This is a genomic window from Orientia tsutsugamushi, assembly GCF_900327275.1.
Lineage (GTDB): Bacteria > Pseudomonadota > Alphaproteobacteria > Rickettsiales > Rickettsiaceae > Orientia > Orientia tsutsugamushi.
The window spans coordinates 1,982,908-2,001,476 of the sequence record NZ_LS398548.1; the positions used below are offsets into that span (position 1 = coordinate 1,982,908).

General features: G+C 29.9%; 14 protein-coding genes and 4 pseudogenes. 6 read left to right on the top strand and 12 right to left on the bottom strand.

What is annotated here, in order from left to right; all coding sequences use genetic code 11:
* Entirely contained in the window at nucleotides 1–1,614 is a 1,614-nt protein-coding gene (locus DK405_RS10325; RefSeq protein ID WP_045912381.1) for a hypothetical protein, read from the bottom strand.
* A gap of 132 nt (nucleotides 1,615–1,746) precedes the next feature.
* Between DK405_RS10325 and alaS the strand changes: the two genes are divergently transcribed.
* Nucleotides 1,747–4,413, top strand: a complete 2,667-nt coding sequence (gene alaS / locus DK405_RS10330) for an alanine--tRNA ligase (protein ID WP_045912380.1) — start codon at nucleotides 1,747–1,749, stop codon at nucleotides 4,411–4,413.
* Nucleotides 4,414–4,601: 188 nt separating this feature from the next.
* The gene (gltX, locus tag DK405_RS10335) at nucleotides 4,602–6,035 is read left to right on the top strand and encodes a glutamate--tRNA ligase (RefSeq protein WP_045912379.1); all 1,434 of its coding nucleotides are present in this window, start codon (nucleotides 4,602–4,604) and stop codon (nucleotides 6,033–6,035) included.
* Here gltX and DK405_RS10340 read toward each other — a convergent pair whose 3' ends face one another.
* On the bottom strand, nucleotides 6,036–6,380 hold the full coding sequence (locus DK405_RS10340) for a HesB/IscA family protein (RefSeq protein WP_045912378.1): 345 nt from the start codon (nucleotides 6,378–6,380) through the stop codon (nucleotides 6,036–6,038).
* Nucleotides 6,381–6,545: 165 nt separating this feature from the next.
* Between DK405_RS10340 and argS the strand changes: the two genes are divergently transcribed.
* On the top strand, nucleotides 6,546–8,318 hold the full coding sequence (gene argS / locus DK405_RS10345) for an arginine--tRNA ligase (RefSeq protein ID WP_045912377.1): 1,773 nt from the start codon (nucleotides 6,546–6,548) through the stop codon (nucleotides 8,316–8,318).
* Nucleotides 8,319–8,329: 11 nt separating this feature from the next.
* Nucleotides 8,330–9,085: an SPOR domain-containing protein gene (locus DK405_RS10350; RefSeq protein WP_045912376.1), complete on the top strand. Its 756-nt coding sequence runs from the start codon at nucleotides 8,330–8,332 to the stop codon at nucleotides 9,083–9,085.
* A gap of 169 nt (nucleotides 9,086–9,254) precedes the next feature.
* Here DK405_RS10350 and DK405_RS16285 read toward each other — a convergent pair.
* Nucleotides 9,255–10,071: pseudogene (locus DK405_RS16285) on the bottom strand (IS982 family transposase).
* 36 nt (nucleotides 10,072–10,107) lie between these two features.
* Between DK405_RS16285 and DK405_RS12905 the strand changes: the two are divergent.
* A pseudogene (locus tag DK405_RS12905) lies at nucleotides 10,108–10,202 on the top strand (IS5/IS1182 family transposase); the annotation flags it as partial.
* 383 nt (nucleotides 10,203–10,585) lie between these two features.
* Here the strand turns inward: DK405_RS12905 and DK405_RS15530 are convergent.
* The 8 genes and pseudogenes from DK405_RS15530 to DK405_RS10390 all read right to left on the bottom strand — a co-directional run bounded on the left by DK405_RS15530 (nucleotide 10,586) and on the right by DK405_RS10390 (nucleotide 15,744).
* Nucleotides 10,586–10,945 (bottom strand): annotated as a pseudogene (locus DK405_RS15530) (phosphoribosylaminoimidazolesuccinocarboxamide synthase).
* Complete coding sequence (locus tag DK405_RS14615; RefSeq protein ID WP_231108463.1) at nucleotides 10,834–11,202, bottom strand: phosphoribosylaminoimidazolesuccinocarboxamide synthase; 369 nt, start codon at nucleotides 11,200–11,202, stop codon at nucleotides 10,834–10,836. Before DK405_RS14615 ends, DK405_RS15530 begins: the two are co-directional and overlap by 112 nt.
* Nucleotides 11,186–11,632, bottom strand: a complete 447-nt coding sequence (locus tag DK405_RS10365) for a type II toxin-antitoxin system RatA family toxin (protein WP_045912305.1) — start codon at nucleotides 11,630–11,632, stop codon at nucleotides 11,186–11,188. The genes DK405_RS14615 and DK405_RS10365 overlap by 17 nt, the downstream gene beginning before the upstream one ends.
* A 20-nt stretch (nucleotides 11,633–11,652) precedes the next feature.
* Nucleotides 11,653–12,561 (bottom strand): lipoyl synthase, encoded by a 909-nt coding sequence (gene lipA / locus DK405_RS10370; RefSeq protein WP_045912306.1) that lies wholly within the window; start codon nucleotides 12,559–12,561, stop codon nucleotides 11,653–11,655.
* A 10-nt stretch (nucleotides 12,562–12,571) separates the two neighbouring features.
* Nucleotides 12,572–13,480: a signal peptide peptidase SppA gene (gene sppA, locus DK405_RS10375; RefSeq protein ID WP_045912307.1), complete on the bottom strand. Its 909-nt coding sequence runs from the start codon at nucleotides 13,478–13,480 to the stop codon at nucleotides 12,572–12,574.
* 20 nt (nucleotides 13,481–13,500) lie between these two features.
* Nucleotides 13,501–13,962 carry an SsrA-binding protein SmpB gene (smpB, locus tag DK405_RS10380; protein ID WP_012460806.1) on the bottom strand — a complete coding sequence of 154 codons (462 nt, stop codon included), beginning with the start codon at nucleotides 13,960–13,962 and terminating at the stop codon, nucleotides 13,501–13,503.
* 2 nt (nucleotides 13,963–13,964) lie between these two features.
* Entirely contained in the window at nucleotides 13,965–14,861 is an 897-nt protein-coding gene (dapA, locus tag DK405_RS10385) for a 4-hydroxy-tetrahydrodipicolinate synthase (RefSeq protein WP_045912308.1), read from the bottom strand.
* Complete coding sequence (locus DK405_RS10390; protein WP_045912309.1) at nucleotides 14,842–15,744, bottom strand: aminotransferase class IV; 903 nt, start codon at nucleotides 15,742–15,744, stop codon at nucleotides 14,842–14,844. The genes dapA and DK405_RS10390 overlap by 20 nt, the downstream gene beginning before the upstream one ends.
* 231 nt (nucleotides 15,745–15,975) lie before the next feature.
* Between DK405_RS10390 and DK405_RS10395 the strand changes: the two are divergent.
* A pseudogene (locus DK405_RS10395) lies at nucleotides 15,976–16,071 on the top strand (IS5/IS1182 family transposase); the annotation flags it as partial.
* Nucleotides 16,072–16,365: 294 nt separating this feature from the next.
* On the opposite strand, the gene recD2 reads toward DK405_RS10395, so the two are convergent.
* Nucleotides 16,366–18,561 carry an SF1B family DNA helicase RecD2 gene (gene recD2 / locus DK405_RS10400; RefSeq protein ID WP_045912310.1) on the bottom strand — a complete coding sequence of 732 codons (2,196 nt, stop codon included), beginning with the start codon at nucleotides 18,559–18,561 and terminating at the stop codon, nucleotides 16,366–16,368.
* Between the last annotated feature and the right edge of the window lie 8 nt (nucleotides 18,562–18,569).

Consider the following 18,569-nt stretch of genomic DNA (forward strand, 5'->3'; position numbering starts at 1 on the left):
TTAATTAACTATCCTACTAATAGACATGGTTAGCAATTTTCTTGATACATTAGAATGGCTACATATTTCTTGTCCTAAAGATGTTAAATTAACTTCATAATTTTTAAATGTCTCGATAATATTAGCATTATATTTTTCTAATTGAATTAAACAATCTTCTCGGTTTACAGTAGTATTATTTAAATAATAGAATTTGACTTCAATAGACATGAGTAACTCGTTTCTAGGTAGTTGCTCATTAAGTGTGTATGTTATTTTCTGTATTTCTATATTTGGATCATGCAATAATAACTTTAATGCATCTAAAGCTATAGTATAATGCTTAGAATTAATGTGCTTATCAAGGTAATAACTTTCAATAATATCTGATGATATATTATAAGAAGCTGCTAACTCAAGTTCAGCTTTATGTTGATTTGCACTAATTGTATTAATTTGTTCATAAAAATTAGCTAGAGCTTTTTTTTGAACGAATACTTTATACCAGGTTCTAATTAGGCTAGAGCATAATATTATTACTGCTATCAATACAAATCGTAAAAATACTGAATTAAATTTTCTTAACTTATTGAATTCATCTAGATATTTGTTATAAGCGCAGCGTATAGAACAGTAATTAAATAACTGAGATATTAATTGATCAGAATAAGTATTTGGAATAGTTGTAATGATAGTATCAGTGTAACTATTAGAATCGTTTTCTATAAATTTTTGAATTTGTTCATCAACTAAGTAGTGAATTATTACTTTTTTATTTAATTCTAGAATATATAACTTAAATGATGATAATATCTCATTAGATTCATACTTTAGTATACCATATATATACTCAGGGCTTTTAGTAGCGCAATATGGTATTGTGTTACTAAAAATAATATTCTGCTGATTGAATAAACAAAATGTAATACCATTTGCTTTAGTAATACATACTATCAGAATTATATTATTTTCATAAGCTTTTTTGAACAGCTTTGTTTTAGTAGTAAGATAATTAGTTTGTTGAAGGGATATATATTGTGTTTTTGTTATTTGAAACACTGTGGAGTTAGCTATATGTTGCATAATATTACATATAGTTTTAATATTTGACTTTAATAATGTATGTATAATTTTAGGAATTTCTAAAGGACACAAAAATAATCCAGAAAATGTTATTTCTGAACGTACAATAATTTCATCAACAAATGTTTTGATAATGTGATTTAATTCTATTGAAGCAATTTGTGCTTGCCATAGTTCACTGCCATTATAAGTAATATTAAGTATATAATAGCCAATTATACTGTTTGAGCCAAAATGTTGCTTAATATAGTTATCAACTGGATTTTTTTTTATTCCAGTTTCTATAGCAATCAAAAATTCTTGCTGTAACTTTATTTCTGGCAAATCAATTAGTATAGATACACTATAACCAGCGTATCTGTTAAGTAATTCTTGAAACTTATTGAATTTATGTACTCCATCAGTATCATATGTTAAAAACATGTCTTCAATGATGCTATTGTTAGATATTACTACAATAGAAGCTCCAATCTTTCCTAAATATATTATTATAGAGGATTTAAATATAACGCGAGATATCAATTGTTTAAATTTTAGTAGCAATATATTCATTAATCGCAACTATAAAAATGTAGCATAAGCTATTAGAACAGTATATATTGTACATTATACTATGTTTTTCGAACTTATAGCAACTAGCCTAAAAAATAATAACAAGGCGCGTGTATCATCTTAAAATTGCAAATGACAACATTTTTAAATATTAATCAAATTCGTACAACCTTTATAGAATTTTTCAAGAAATATGGTCATCATCATGCTAGTTCGAGTTCTTTAGTTCCAGGTAATGATCCAAGTTTATTTTTTGTGAATGCTGGTATTGTACAATTTAAAGACTATGTTAGAGCACCTGAAACAAGCAAGTATAGTAGAGTAGTAACTTGTCAAAAATGTGTAAGAGCTGGTGGTAAGCATAATGATTTAGAAAGTGTTGGCTATACAGCACGCCATCATACTTTTTTTGAAATGCTAGGCAATTTTTCATTTGGGGAAGATAATGCTAAAGCAGATTTTATGCAGCTTATATGGAATTTTTTAACTAAAGAATTGTTTATTGATGAAGATCGTCTTATTGTTACAGTGTACCATACTGATCATGAAACTGCAAAACTATGGCGGTCAATTGCAGGATTAGATGATAGTAGAATTATTCGTATAAAAACAGATGATAATTTTTGGTCGATGGGGCCTGTTGGTCCATGTGGACCATGTACAGAAATTTTTTATGATCATGGAGACAAGATACAAGGTGGCCTACCTGGAACCAAAGATGAAAATGGTGGACGTTATGTTGAAATATGGAACATAGTTTTCATGCAGTATGAACAACTTAACGAATCAACTAGAGTTGAACTAGCAAAGCGTTGTATAGATACTGGAGCTGGATTAGAACGGATAGCAACAGTATTGCAAGGAGTATATGATAATTACGATATTGATTTGTTCAAAAATTTGATTGCAAATATTGAACATTTAACAAAAATTAAGTCAGTTGGAGAAGCTAATTTTTCTCATCGAATAATTGCTGATCATTTAAGAGCTAGCGCTTTTTTAATTGCAGATGGAGTAATGCCTTCTAATGATGGCAGAGGATATGTTTTAAGAAGAATAATGAGAAGAGCTATGAATCAGATTCATCAACTGGGCTGTAAAGAACCTGTTATGCATCAGCTAGTTCAAGGTTTAATTAATGAAATGGGTGATTTTTATAAGGAATTAAGAGTTAGGCAAGAACTCATTACTTACTTGTTAAAAAATGAAGAGGAAAAATTTAAGACTACTTTATCCAAGGGATTAAAGTTACTTGAAGAAGAAAGTAAGAATCTAACATCTGGAAGTCAGCTTTCTGGGCACATTGCATTCAAGCTTTATGATACATATGGGTTTCCTTTTGACTTAACTCAAGATATTCTAAAAAAGAGAAGCATTTCAATTAATAAAACAGAATTTGACCAAAACATGCTTGAACAACAAAATCGGGCAAGGCAATTGTGGAAAGGGCAGGGTAGTAATAAAGAGCAGATATTATGGGAAAAATTAAAAGAAGAATTTAGAGCTACAGAATTTGTAGGCTATAGTCTTTGTCAAGCTGAAGGAATTGTAGTATCTCTCATTCAAGATAATCAATACGTAGAATATATTGATATAAATCAAGTTGATGACAACAATAAAGAATTTTGGCTTATAACTAATCAGACTCCATTTTATGGTCAGTCTGGCGGACAAATGGGAGATATAGGAATAATTAAAAATAATGAATGTACAATTCATGTAACTGATACTATAAAGCTTTTTGGTTGTACTCATGTGCATATTTGTAAAATAGTATCAGGTAAAATTAATCTTAATGCTGTAGTACATATGGCAATTGACAAGCAATATCGTACTCAATTGCAAATTCATCATTCAGCAACACATATTTTGCATGCAGCTTTAAGAGAAATTTTAGGTAATCATATCATTCAAAAAGGATCATTAGTAGCTTACGACTATCTACGTTTTGATGTTTCGCATCCAACATCTATTAGTAAAGAGCTTTTAACTAAAATTGAGAATAGAGTTAATGAAATAATTCTTAACAATACTGCAGTTAAATTTATGATGATGCCATTGGATCAAGCTATAGCTCATGGAGCAGTTGCTTTGTTTGAAGAAAAATATGGGGATGAAGTTAGAGCAATATCTATAGGGGAAACATCTGATGCTAGATATTACTCCTTTGAATTATGTGGTGGAACTCATGTGAAATACACTGGAGATATTGGAGCATTTAGAATTTTGTCAGAAAGCGCGATTGCTGCTGGAGTTAGAAGAATAGAGGCTATTGCTGGCAAGCATGTCATTAAACAAGCTAGGCAGAATAGTGAACTACTTGATCTAATTGCAGAAAAATTTAGTGTTACTAAGCAAACCATAATGTCTAAAATTGATGGCATTATAGAAGAGAATAATTTATTAAAAAAACAGTTGCATCAATTAAAATATAATCAACTTATTTTGTGTGAAAAAGATATACAAAATATTGCTGATAATATTGGAAAAATAAAATTAGTTTACAAAAATATTGAAGATTATGATCTTCAAATTGTTAGAAAAGCTGTAAGTAATACAACGAAAAATATTCAGAACTTAGTTATGGTTGTTATAAGTAATAATGATAAAAAAAGCACAATTATAATTGGAGTGAGTGATAATATTACGAATAAGATACAGGCTAATAACTTAGTAAAGGAAATTATAAATTATATAGGTGGTAGTGGAGGAGGAAGCTCTACTCTTGCTCAAATAGGTTGCCAGTATACCTCCCAACTTCTAGATTTAAAGAATATAATTTGTAAGTTGTTAACCTAACAATAGAATATAATTAGTCTATTATAACACGAGTATAATATAAGTTATTGATTCTAACTCTTATTTTATAAAAGATTATTTTTCTCAGATATTTTTTATTATATCTTACATTTTGCAGAATGGATATTATATCGAACTTGTGTTACAGATAACATTAAATCTTAGTGTATCTAACTTATAGTAATATTATGACAAATATAGTAACAAGATTTGCTCCTTCGCCAACTGGGTTTTTACATATTGGAGGAGCTCGTACTGCTCTTTTTAATTATTTATTTGCTAGACACCATAAAGGCAGGTTTTTGCTTCGTATTGAGGATACTGATGCTGCTAGATCAACTGAAGAATATAAACTCGGTATTATAGATAGCTTAAAATGGTTAAAAATAAATTGGGATAATGATATTTTTTATCAGTCTGCAAATCTACAAAGGCATGTAAATATAGCTTTAGAACTAGTAAAGAGTGGTAAAGCTTACTATTGTTTTACTTCTCAAGAAGAAATTGATCTCCAAAGACAATTAGCTATTGCTCAGAAGCAAAGTTTTATCTTTAGGAGTCCATGGCGCAATAACATTCCTTCTTCATTATCATTAAAGAATAATAATAAAGCATATGTGATTCGTTTTAAAGCTCCAGATTATGGTACTACTATAATTAATGACCACGTACAAGGTGAGGTAGTATTTCAAAATCAACAGATTGATGATATGATTTTAGTACGCAGTGATGGTACACCAACTTACATGTTAGCAGTAGTAGTAGATGATCATGATATGGGTATTACACATATTATCCGTGGAGATGATCATCTTACGAACGCAGCTAAACAAATAGCATTATATGACGCTTTAGGTTGGAAAGCACCAGCTATGGTTCATATACCATTGATTTATGGACCTGATGGAACCAAATTATCTAAAAGGCATGGCGCTATTGGTGTTGATGCATATCAAAAAATGGGCTATTTACCTGAAGCTTTATGCAATTATCTATTAAGATTAGGGTGGAGCTACCAAGATGAAGAGATAATATCTCATGAGCGTGCTATAAAGCTGTTTGACATGGATGGATTAGGTAAGTCTGCAGCAAGATTAGATTTTGATAAAATGTTGTATTTAAACGGCTATTATATTCGTAGCACTGATAATTCTATACTAGCAAAACTAGTAATTGAGATACTATCTAAGCAATATATCCTTAGTAATGAAAGTTGCAATTTGATTCAAAAAGGAATGTCGGGCTTAAAAAGCAGAGCTAATTTACTGACAGATCTTGCTGAAAATGCAAAAATATATGTTTTGGAAAATAAGTTAACTTTTGTTAATGAAGCTTTAAATATTATTCAAAAAACTCCTTCTATGTTAATTACAGAAGTTATTGATATTATTAACAATTTGCAGGAATTGAACTGCGAATCTGTCAAACAAGCTCTTACAGAATTTGCTAAAACCAAACAGATGAAATTGGGGCAGTTAATGGATCCAATTCGAGCATTATTAACTGGCAATACTAAATCACCTAGTATATTTGAAGTTATTCCAATATTAGGTAAAATACATACGATTAAACGTTTAGCTGATATTAATGCTATAAAATCAAATAATCAAACTTTAGTGTAATTATAGTGCAAAAGAGTTACCGCAGCCACATTTAGCTTGAGCTGCTGGATTAGTAATTTTAAAATATGAACGTCCTAACTCTTCTATATACTCAATAATGGCACCATTAATAAAACTTTGTGATAATGAATCAATTACTACTATAGCATTATCTTTCTTAGCTATAAAATCACCTGGTTCATAGTCCATAACAAGATCATACTCATAAATAAAACCTGAACATCCACCCGCATCAACTCTAATTCTTAACATCAGAGGCTGTTGTTCATTTGCTTCTTCATTTAATTCATGAATTCTCTTATATACTGTATCACTTATTGTGATATTAAATTTTGAGTTACTCATTTTTTCTATTGTTTTATGTTGGCAATTATTATAGTTAATTTTGTATTGATATAAAGATTAATAATGTTATTTTTTAGTAATAGTTGCAGCTTTGTTTATATATAACTTTCCAATTATTCAGAGTAAAGTTTATTTACAGTCCAAAATGAATTAAATAATATTATAATGAACATTTATAAAAGACTTAAGCAAGATATTGATGTAGTAGCTACAAGTATTATTAACAAACTTAAATCTACTAGCGATAGTAAAAAATTTGATAGCTTAAATGATACAATACCAATTGTACTAGAATCCTCCAAAGATGTAAATAGCTATGACATTTCAACTAACATTGCAATGCTTATTGCTAAAAAGATGAATCAGGATTCAATTACACTAGCTAATTTATTTAAAAAAAAACTTAGTCATTATCCATATATTGCTAATATTACAATAGCTGGCCCTGGATTCATTAATTTTGTTATTTTGCAAGAAGAATGGACAAACTATTTAGCTATAATATTAGATGGTAGTTACAGAAAAGAATATAGTAGCATCGGTAATAATAAAAAAGTAAATATAGAGTATGTTTCTGCTAATCCAACTGGACTACTACATATTGGACATGCTAGAGCAGCTGTATATGGAGATGTTTTAGCGACATTATTACAATGTACAGGATACCAAGTTACTAGAGAGTATTATGTTAATGATACTGGAGTACAAATTGATAATTTAGCTAAGTCAGTATATTTAAGGTATAAACAAGCAATAACTGGTCAAGCAGCTGATATACCAAAGGGACTCTATCCAGGTGAGTATTTAATTTCAGTTGGAACAAAGCTAGCTAACGAATATGGAGACAAGTTATTAACTCTTAGTGAACCAGAATATTTAAATATTATTAAAGATGTTGCTGTTAATAACCTGCTTCAATCAATTAAAGCTGATTTAGCTTTAATTGGAGTTCGGCATGATATTTTTTTTTCAGAAAAGAATCTACATGATAGTAATGTAATAAGTAAGGTAATTGATCTATTATCAGTCAAGAAATTAGTTTATACCGGTGAATTATCACAACCTAAAGGGCAAAGTAGTGATAATTGGCAACCAAGAAGGCAGCTATTATTTAAGTCTAGTATTTTTGGTGATGATCAAGATAGGCCATTACAGAAAGAAGATGGTAGTTGGACTTATTTTGCCAGTGATATTGCTTATGCTGACAATAAAATAAAACGTGGATTTGATTATGTGATTTTTATTCTTGGAGCTGACCATATTGGTTATGTTAGTCGTATTAAAGCTATTATACAGGCACTTGATTCTAATCAAGATGTAACCTTAGATATCAAAATCTGTCAGCTTGTAAAACTGATTGAAGACGGTGTAGCGGTAAAAATGTCTAAGAGATCTGGCAGTTTTACTACTATAAGAGATGTATATGAAACTGTAGGAAAAGATGTAATAAGATTCTTTATGTTAACTAGAAAAAATAATGCTGTGCTGGATTTTGATTTGGTAAAATTACAAGAACAATCACGTGATAATCCTGTATTTTATGTACAATATGCTTATGTTAGAGCAGGTTCAATCCTTAGAAAGGCTAAAGATAATGCAAATATAGCATATGAAATTTTTTCTACTAATAAATCAGATTTTAGTCTGCTCTCAACAAAAGAAGAACTTAATTTGATCAAAATTTTAGCAGTTTGGTCTCACATGCTAGATGGAGCAGTAAAAAACTTTGAACCTCACCGTATAGCTATTTATTTACAAAAGTTGGCAGCAGAATTTCATGCTTTATGGAATTTTAAAAGTCATGACTTAGATTACAGATTTATAGTTTTAAATGATAATAATTTAACTGCCGCTCGTCTTGCATTAGCTACAGCAGTTAGAGAGATTATTAGAGAAGGATTAAAGATTATTGGAATTACTTGTGTTGAAGTAATGTAAGAATCAAAACTATGCTTATAAAACGTTTTATATCTTATTTAGCCATAAATAATAAAGTTACTTATGGTCAATATTTTGCATATGTTATTTTAATGCTACTAATACTTCTTATAGAACTTTTATGTTTATACTATGTCGTTTTTTATTATCTATCTGTAGATATTCCAATAATAGAAAATGATAACCTTCCACATAAAATTAAGCCAAAGGTTGTTGGTGGAATCAAGATACTAAACTCTGATAAAACTATATATGATAAAATAAAAAATGATGGTACTAGTACAAATAATCAGGTTAAAATTTTGCCTTTACCAGAGCAACCTTTAAAAATTAGAAGAAATGATGATAGCATCGTAAAAAAAGAGTCGCAAAGTCCTGCAAATATAACAGTGGAACCAAATAGCATAACCGATTCTTGCGCATACTCACAGCAAGATTTAGAAATTATAGCATTAGAGCAGTTTGATAATAGATTAAAATATTTGCTTTTACATTCTCCAGCAAAAAAACGTACAATACAGAAATATAGGCTATATCTTGATTCTAGTTATAATGCTGATCTTGCAGAAGCGATGTGGCAACAAATTTTTGAAAGTAATAGTAAGATATTAAAAGGCTATAATTGTATCATAGATGCAATGGTTGTTGATAATGATAAAGTGATATACAATATTTTGGCTGGCGAATTCTCTAATTTTAGTAGTGCATTTGCATTATGTAAAAAATTAATTTCTAACCAGCAAAATTGTTTAGTGGTACAATATTGAATTATTTTTTATTATCTTATAGTGCTATTGCATGGTTAACATAGTAAAAAGTATAATAACCTTACTTGTATGGATCTATTGTCTACAGCTATCTGAGTTAACTTTTCTTCTTTCATGTATAATAAAACTTTTGTTTTTTTAAGCGCTTCTTATAGTTATTAACGTCAATTTAGGATAAGGAGTCAGGAGAAGAAGAAGAGATAAGATGGGGATTAAGTTTAGAGATAGAATAACTAGCAAGAGAAGCAATTATATGAACAAAAAAATTAAGAGGAGAACGGTGTCTAGTATCTCTAAAAGCATATGTTTTTTAGTACATTAAAGACAAACTCAATTAAAGAACGTTTATTTAATAACAGATTATCTTGTATGTCCAATAAATATGTTTTCATATCTTTACGAAGATTAGTAAATAAACGTAGATCCATTGGTCAGCAGTTGATGAAATAACTCTTTAGATATGTAAGCTTTATCACCAAACAATTTACCAGATAAGCCTTTAGAAAAAACTGAAGCTACATATAGGTTGCTTTTATTGCTTTTAGTAATTTTAACTGACATTATTTCGCCTTTATTATTGATTATAAGATGAAGCTTAAAGCCTAAGAACAAGCCATAACTACTTTTACCAATTTTAGAAATTTTGTTAAAAACTCTATTGCTGTGGGTACGTTTATTATGACAAAGTAATATATACCAGTCTCTTCTCATTTCAGATAATGCATTAATACGACTAATGGTAGCAACATTCTAGGCTACAGTTGTATTATTCTACTATAGCTTGGTAAGCAAAAGTATCCTTTATACTTATAACTCAAGTAATATAGATAATAATTTTTAAATTCCTTGCATGGAGATAAACAAAAATATATCGCTATTGTTAATAACTCAGCTAAGGACAACTTCCCATCTCTGTTCGTTTGATTACTACTTGGTATTAATCTCTTTCTTTCACACTCTTGATATATCTTGCAAAAATTGTCTATTAAATAGTAGACCTCTTTCGAAACTGGTTAAGGTAGTTCAAAATCATTGCTGATAAATATCGAAATAACGTAAAAGATTCGGTCTTAGAGTTAATTTGATCTCTGGTATTTATAATTTTGAACTACCTTAACCAGTTTCGAAAGAGGTCTAGTATACTGTTATAATACATTTTTTCATGTTGTGTTATTCCTTATTTATTTAAATTTTTTTTACAACTCAACATTCTCGCTTTGTATACCTTTTATTCTCTACATTTCATATTTCCACTTATCCTAATCTGGCGTTTAAAGTAATTGGTGAAAATGATAGAATAAATCTAAGGTGCAATTTAAAGATAGTATTATTGGAGATAGTTTTCGAATAATAATATATCCTGATACTTACCTAAATTGTTCATTCTATACTATATTCATCTAAATTAAATCTTTTAATTATTTCTTTATAAAGCATAATTGCGTTATCTGGTTCAGAACATTCACGCTCGTAGCCTAATTTACAATTACTTTGCAGATCTCATAACTTACAAGTATCAGGAGTAATTTCATCCGCTAGTAAAATGATATCTCCACTTAAATTATTAATTCGCCCAAACTCTAATTGACACTCTACCAATCTAATATTAATGCTAGCAAACATTCCAACTAAAAAAGTGTATAATTTTAATGCTAACGTTTTTATATTTTTTAATTCATAATAATCTACTCAGTTAAATTTTATCATTTGATCTTCATTAATAATGGGATAATTATTAGCTCCATGTTTTACCATAAAACCAATAATAGGAGTATCAAATACGTAACCATCTTCAATGCTAAATTGACTAACATATCTACCAGAAGCAATATTAGTGATGCATACTTTAACTGGAATAATATTAAGAGAGCGTAAATAAGCTGCTCTCTCATATTTATTTTCTGTATTAAATGGTGATTAATACCTACCATACTAACTCTTTTGAAAATATAATTAGATATTACATTATTCAAAACTCCTTTACCAGATACTTGAATTACTTTTTCTGCATTAATTCTCATATCATCTTTAAAAAACTGTATTAAAGTATACTCATCAATTCTATAAATAATTTTACTATTTCCTTCGAAAATTTTTTCCTTAGAAAGTCTTACCATATATTTGCTTTGCCCTATTTTCAAAAGCTGTCATTGTTTTACATGCAACATCATCAGCTACTAGCTTTAAGATTTTTTCCAAAATTATAGACTTAAGAGTAAACTTCAAGTCTAAAGTTACTAAAGTATTTTGCTTATGAGATTGAAATTTCCATATATTACTCAAATATAATATTGGTCCTTCAGTAGACTTAACTATAATACTGTAATCTTTGCCATTGCATTGCGGCATTACTAGAGAGCGATATTTATCATAACATAACCCGAATTTTACTGTCAAATCAGCAACAATTAACTCATGATTTTTTTTTACTATTTCTGCTGCTGAACAATAAGGTATAAATTGAGGATAAGATTCAATATCAAGCACAAGTTGGTAAAGGTGTTTTGCACTATAAGGTAAAAGCTTAGCTTTATTAAAAAACAGCATTATTTGTAATATAAAAATTTTTATATTATATTTTGTAGCCTCATTTGTTTTAATTTTTCGAAATGTTCTCCAGCATGATATGAAGACCGAGTTAGAGGGCTTGCAGAAACCATTAAAAACCCCTTAGACTTAGCAACTCTGGCATAATAATCAAACTCATCAGGTGTAACATATCGGTCTACATCTATATGTCGAGCACTAGGACGTAAATATTGACCAATAGTTAAAAAATCTACTTCGGCAGCTCTTAAATCATCCATTACTTGTAGTACTTCATGTTTAGTTTCTCCTAAACCAACCATAATACCAGATTTAGTAAAAATACTACTATCAAATATCTTAACCTGATGTAGCAAATTTAATGAGTTATAATAACGAGCTCCAGGTCTGACTTTTAAATATAATGATGGCACAGTTTCAATATTATGATTATATACATCTGGTCGTGCTTTTGCAACTATCTTCCAAGCGTCATGTTTACGTAAAAAATCTGGCGTTAGTACCTCTATTGAAGTACTAGGAGATCTTTCCCTAATATAAGTTATACACTTAGCAAAGTGACTAGCTCCTCCATCACTAAGATCGTCCCTATCTACAGAAGTAATTACTACATGCTTAAGGCCTAATTTCATTACTGCTTCAGATAGCCTATATGGCTCATATTCATCTACTTGTTCTGGTTTTCCTGTACTAACATTACAAAATGCGCAAGCTCTAGTACAAATGGAACCAAGAATCATAACCGTTGCATGCTTTTTAGACCAGCATTCACCAATATTAGGACATGCTGCCTCCTTACATACAGTATTTAACTTTAAGCTCTTGATAAGCTCATTAGTACTTTGATACTCATCAGAAAAAGGAGCTTTAACTCTTAACCAGCTAGGCCTTACTAAGGCTGTAGCTGTAATATTCTTATCGCTACACATAATTAATAACTTAACAATACAATGCCATTACACCATTTATTTTACTACCAAAAAACAATTTACGTATGTTATTTTGAAATAACTCAATATAGCTGTCTAGCTTAGTTTGCGTATGTAATTCTATTACTCTAAGATCAAGAGAAAGCTTTTTTTCCTGTTGCAGCCAGGTTAAAGCATCCTCTGTAGTACCTAATGCGTCAATTAAGTTCAAAGATAAAGCTTGACGACCAGTATATGCTTTGCCATCAGCAACTTTTAATACTTGTTCTGGACTCATTTGTCTACGCTCTGCTACTAGTTCAACAAAAAAATCATACATATCATTTATTAGCGTCATAGTGGCCTCATGAACTGCTGGTGTAACTTTTTCAGTTAAACTAGGTGCTGCTTTTAACTCACCAGACTTAAAGGTATGAAATTTTATTCCAATTTTTTCTCCAAATTCAGTAATTTCAGGAGAAAAATGCACAATACCTATAGAGCCAGTTACTGTAGATTTTTGCGCAATAATATAATCTGCTGCTAATGCAACCAGATATCCACCTGAGGCTGCGACAGTTCCTAATACTGCAACTACAGGCTTGCTATTACTAATCGCTCTTAATATACCATATATTTTTTCTGAGCCTGCTACTGTACCACCTGGTGAATCTATATGTAATATTAAAGCTTTAGCTTTGTCATCATTTTTAATTTGATGTAATAAATTGGTTAGTTTTATATCATCATATATAAGATCATCAATTTGAATATTGGCAATATAATCACCTGTAGCTAATGATGGACTATATCCTACTCGATTTCGAAAAATAAACAGCACTACTATAGCAGTAATTAACAACAAAGTAAGAATTTTCCACTTTTTTAATTGGCTTTTATAATACTTTCTTTCAATTAAGTAATCAGGATCAATTATCATTTAAAACTTTTTTTCATCCACTAAAACTTATTTCTCATTATTCTTGCTTGTTGTTTTTTCCATTCTTGTTCTTTAATAGCATAACGCTTATCATATTGTTTTTTCCCCTTAGCTAATCCAAGCTCAACTTTTACCTTGTTTTTGCTATTAAAGTAAATGGATAGTGCCACTAATGTACATCCTTGAACACTAAGTTTGCCAATAATCTTTTGTATTTCTTTTCTATGAAGCAACAGCTTCCTTACTCTACGAGGAACATGATTAAATCTATTCGCCTGTTTATATTCTCCTATATAAGAATTGTAGAGAAATATTTCATTGCTACTCTCAGCAGCATAACTATCTTCAATACTTACTTTCCCGCTTCTTATAGATTTTAATTCACTGCCCTGTAAAACTATTCCTGCTTCCATTTTATCTTCAATAAAGTAATTAAACTTAGCTTTTCTATTTTGAGCAACTATTTTACAATAATTCTCCATAACTACCTTATTACAACTTCACTAAAAACTTCGTTTACTAATTTGATGCTAGATGGCATTAACTGGCATAATGGCAATCTTACTTCAGGAGTACACAATTTACGTAATGACGCTGCATATTTTACTGGAACTGGATTAGTTTCAATAGATATAGCGCTATAAATAGGCATTAGCTTCATGTGTAACTGAAAAGCTTCTTCAGTTTTACCATGATTCCATAATAACTGTATTTCTTTACTCTCAAAAGGAGCAACATTTGCAGTTACCGATACTAAGCCACTTCCACCTTGTGCATTAAACCCTAATGCTAGTGAATCAACTCCACATAGAAAAGCAAATTCCTTGTCGATATCTAACTTAGACCTTATTCTTAATGGTGCTTCTAGATTGCCAGTAGCGTCTTTGATTGCTACTATCCTATCAAATTTTGCTAACTTTATTACTGTTTCATCATTCAAATCAACTCCAGTTCTACTTGGAACTGTGTAAAGCATAATTGGCAAATTACATGCATCATGAATAGTTTTAAAGTATTGACGTAACCCTTCTTGGCTAGGCCTGCTATAAAATGGTGTCACGCACATTATTCCTTGTACTGCTAATCTTTCACATTCTTTAACCATCATTACAGCTTTATCAATATCAGAAGCGCAACATCCAGCAATCACTAATGTTCTACCATTAACATACTTGATTGTAAAACTTATTAAACTGATATATTCCTCATAACTTAATGATAAACTTTCTCCAGTAGAACCAGCAACTAAAATTCCATCGACTTGAGCTTTAATTTGTAAATCTAATAATTTCTCTAATGCATCAAAATCAATCTGCTTTGCAGCATCTTTAAAAGGAGTAACTAAAGCAGTAATTAGTCCATTAAATATCTTCTTCGCCATTAACTAACTTATTATAATAGTTTTTTATAACACTAGTAACTGAATTATCAAGATCATAAATCTTTTCAACTTGCAGATTATGATTTTTAAGTGCAGTAAAATTAATTACATTTACTTCTCTAATTTCAATAGATGTACTAACTAAAAAACATGCCTGATAATCTATTAAACATTCAGGCTTAATATATTGTTCCTCAGCTATTATACCTAACTTTTTAGCAATCGCAAATACTGTTTGCCTAGTAATACCATTCAAACAAGCGTCTGCTATTGGTGTAATAATTTTATCATGAGCAACAAAAAAAATATTAGATGTAGTAGCTTCAGAAATATAACCACGCCAATCTAATAAAATAGCATCATCAAATCCCTGATTCTCACTTTCTGTTTTGCTAATTATCATTGTAGTATAACGTCCTCCAGACTTACACTGAATTGGAATAGTTTGTGGAGGAATATTAATCCAGTTACTAAAACATAAATTCATGGGTTGCTGTATCCGCTTAGGTATTTCCCAACCTGCCAGCATAACATTAGTAGATAACAATGGAGATATTAATCTTGATGATTCTGCTCCTTTCCATATTAGTGGCCTAATATAAGCATTAGTAAGATTATTTTTCTCTATTAATGCTTTACATGCTATAATAATATCAGATTTACTATACTTTACTGGTATCATTAATTGTTGAGCCGAATCAAATAGACGATCAATATGTTCTTCTAGTTTAAAAGCTTTGCCATTATATGTTCTAATACCTTCAAATACTGAACTAGCGTAGTGTAAACTATGTGTCATTAAATGCACGTTAGCTGTTTTCCACTCTACAAATTCATTATTTATCCATAAAAAATTAGCATTATTAAAATAAGAGTTTAACATTACATTCGCTCATAAAGTTAATATATTATAGAATGTAGTATAGTCATTTACAATGAAGTAGTTTGAGCATAGAAAAAGCGACAATAGCATCATAAGATTTACCGACATGATATTTTATATGTAAACTTCATTGTAAATGACTATATATTAATACCAGTGAGATACTCCACTATTTTTTTATAGCGAATGGAAATGTATATATTAGACCTCTTTCGAAACTAGTTAAGGTAGTTCAAAATTATTGCTGACAAATATCGAAATAGACGTAAAAGATTCGGTCTTAGATTTAATTTGATCTCTGGCATTTATAATTTTGAACTACCTTAACTAGTTTCGAAAGAGGTCTATTCTAAGCTTAAATCATTTGTAATCAGATATAATATTCTAATATATTCTAGTTTGTAAAACTTTATATTAAGCAGAGTTGAATATAATCAGGAGATCAGAGCTGAGGTAAAGAAAGTGGAAGATAATTCAAACTTGAAAAAGAAACAGAAGCTAGGTAAATAATAATAGTTTTACTTGTTTTTTATGTTCATTTTTATTTTTTATAGTGTTCAATTACAAAAGTTGTAATACTTGCTCTTTTTACAGTTTAGAATGCTCATTTGAACTTGTATTTTAAGTTATATCCATTAATTTTTTCTTGAGCATAGAATACCTTAGTTCTGCTATGTTTTTTTTAATAGCGATATTTAATGCTTTTTTTTGACCAACAACAATAACTAACTTTTTTGCTCTGGTAATAGCAGTATAAATTAACTTTCGTTGTAGCATAGGGTAATGTTGCATCATTAATGGAATAATTACAGTGTGATATTCTCCACCTTGTGACTTATGAATAGTAATAGCATAAGCAAGTACTATTTCATCAAGCTCATCAAAGTCATAGCTTATTTTATTACCATCAAAATTTATTACTATATTTTGGTTTTCATGATCAATTGTATTAATAATTCCTATGTCACCGTTATATATATCTTTATCATAATTATTAACTATTTGCATAACCTTATCACCAATTTTAAAAATATTGCCCCAAATAAGTAATTCATCATTTGCTGAGGTACTTGGTAATAGTACTTTTTGTAATACTGAATTGAGATTCTTTGTTCCTACAATTCCTCTGGTTATTGGAGATAATATTTGTATATCTGTAAATGGAGAAATAGAAAATTTTTTTGGTAAGCGTACCTGAACTAATTCAGTTATTTTATCAATAGCATCCTCTGGTGTATCGCTATTAATAAAATAAAAATCATTATTTGAGTTTTGGCTAGATTGTAAAATTGGAAAAAATCCGTTATTAATTCTATGGGCATTGCTAATAATGCTACTTTGATTATTTTGCCTAAAAATTTCTGTTAATGTTACTATAGGAAATTTTTGAGACTTAATTAAATCACTAAAAACCTGACCTGGTCCTACTGATGGCAGTTGATCAATATCTCCGACTAAAAAGAGAGAAGCAGTGCTTGGCAGTGCGCTTATTGCTGCATACATTGTTGTAACATCAACCATTGACATTTCATCTAATATTAATAACTGACATTTAAGTTTTGTGATTGTTCGTACATCTTGTCCTGGACGACTATATACTAAACGATGAATAGTATGAGCTGGATGTTGAGTAGCCTCGCTTAACCTCTTTGCTGCTCTGCCAGTTGGAGCAGCAAGCAATATTACAACTCCTTCACTTTTTAGAATATTAATTATGGAATTAATTAAAGTAGTTTTACCAACTCCAGGACCTCCAGTAATAATCATTACTTTAGACTTCAAAGCTTGATGAAGAGCATCTTGCTGACTAGGTGATAGTTTGATATTTGCCTTACTTATGTATTCTGTTATTTTATTGCTGCTGATTGGATTCCATGCTAGTTTACCTTTACTAATATGGACTAATAATTCCGCTATTTTAAGCTCTGCATAAGCTAATCCCTTAAGGAATATACATTCTTCACCATTTATGTTTTCAACAGCAACATTTCGTTCATTGATTTCAAAGGATAGTGCATCAATTATAATGCTAACATCAATATTTAACAACTCATGACATAGATTAATTAGCTTATCAGTTGGCATGCCACAACTGCCGTTACCCATAGCTGTAACTAAGGCATAATTTAGCCCAGCTCGCGCTCTTATCATTGAATTTTCTGGAATGCCAATAGCTTTTGCAATGTTATCTGCACTTTTAAACCCTATGCCTTTAATATCCGATACTAATTGATAGGGATTAGATTTAATAATATTTATTGCTTCTGCTCCATAAGCCTTATATATTTTAACAGCTTTACTAGCACCAATATTATAGTTATGAATAAACAGCATTATATCACTTATAATTTTCTGGCTATTCCAACTTTCCCAAATTTTTTTTGCACGAATTGGACCTATTCCTGGCACCTTTTTTAATGCTGGATCCTGATTTTCAATTACTGTAAGAACATCTAAGCCAAATGTTTGGACTAATTTTTTAGCATATATCGGACCAATGCCTTTAATCAATCCAGATGCTAAATATTTTTCTATACCATCTATACTAGTTGGTACTGAAACTTTTAATGTATGAGCTTTAAACTGCAGTCCATATTCTTTATCATTAACCCATATGCCGCTAGCTTCAATATGCTGTCCTGCTGAAATGGTTGCACTGTTGCCAATTACTGTTATTAAGTCTTTCTTATGATTGACTTTAACTTTAATGATGCAAAATCCATTGTCAGTATTATGAAAAGTTACTCTTTCTACTAATCCTGCTAAACTTTGATTATTGATAGGCGAGGCTTTTGTAGAATAAGACAATACACTCATGTTAGCAT

Coding starts and splice junctions, on each gene's coding strand:
- DK405_RS10325 (WP_045912381.1), bottom strand. CDS start 1,614: ATGAATATATTGCTACTAAAATTTAAACAATTGATATCTCGCGTTATA.
- alaS (WP_045912380.1), top strand. CDS start 1,747: ATGACAACATTTTTAAATATTAATCAAATTCGTACAACCTTTATAGAA.
- DK405_RS10390 (WP_045912309.1), bottom strand. CDS start 15,744: ATGTTAAACTCTTATTTTAATAATGCTAATTTTTTATGGATAAATAAT.
- smpB (WP_012460806.1), bottom strand. CDS start 13,962: ATGGAGAATTATTGTAAAATAGTTGCTCAAAATAGAAAAGCTAAGTTT.
- DK405_RS10350 (WP_045912376.1), top strand. CDS start 8,330: ATGCTTATAAAACGTTTTATATCTTATTTAGCCATAAATAATAAAGTT.
- gltX (WP_045912379.1), top strand. CDS start 4,602: ATGACAAATATAGTAACAAGATTTGCTCCTTCGCCAACTGGGTTTTTA.
- DK405_RS10365 (WP_045912305.1), bottom strand. CDS start 11,632: ATGCTGTTTTTTAATAAAGCTAAGCTTTTACCTTATAGTGCAAAACAC.
- argS (WP_045912377.1), top strand. CDS start 6,546: ATGAACATTTATAAAAGACTTAAGCAAGATATTGATGTAGTAGCTACA.
- lipA (WP_045912306.1), bottom strand. CDS start 12,561: ATGTGTAGCGATAAGAATATTACAGCTACAGCCTTAGTAAGGCCTAGC.
- recD2 (WP_045912310.1), bottom strand. CDS start 18,561: ATGAGTGTATTGTCTTATTCTACAAAAGCCTCGCCTATCAATAATCAA.
- DK405_RS10340 (WP_045912378.1), bottom strand. CDS start 6,380: ATGAGTAACTCAAAATTTAATATCACAATAAGTGATACAGTATATAAG.
- sppA (WP_045912307.1), bottom strand. CDS start 13,480: ATGATAATTGATCCTGATTACTTAATTGAAAGAAAGTATTATAAAAGC.
- DK405_RS14615 (WP_231108463.1), bottom strand. CDS start 11,202: ATGGTAAGACTTTCTAAGGAAAAAATTTTCGAAGGAAATAGTAAAATT.
- dapA (WP_045912308.1), bottom strand. CDS start 14,861: ATGGCGAAGAAGATATTTAATGGACTAATTACTGCTTTAGTTACTCCT.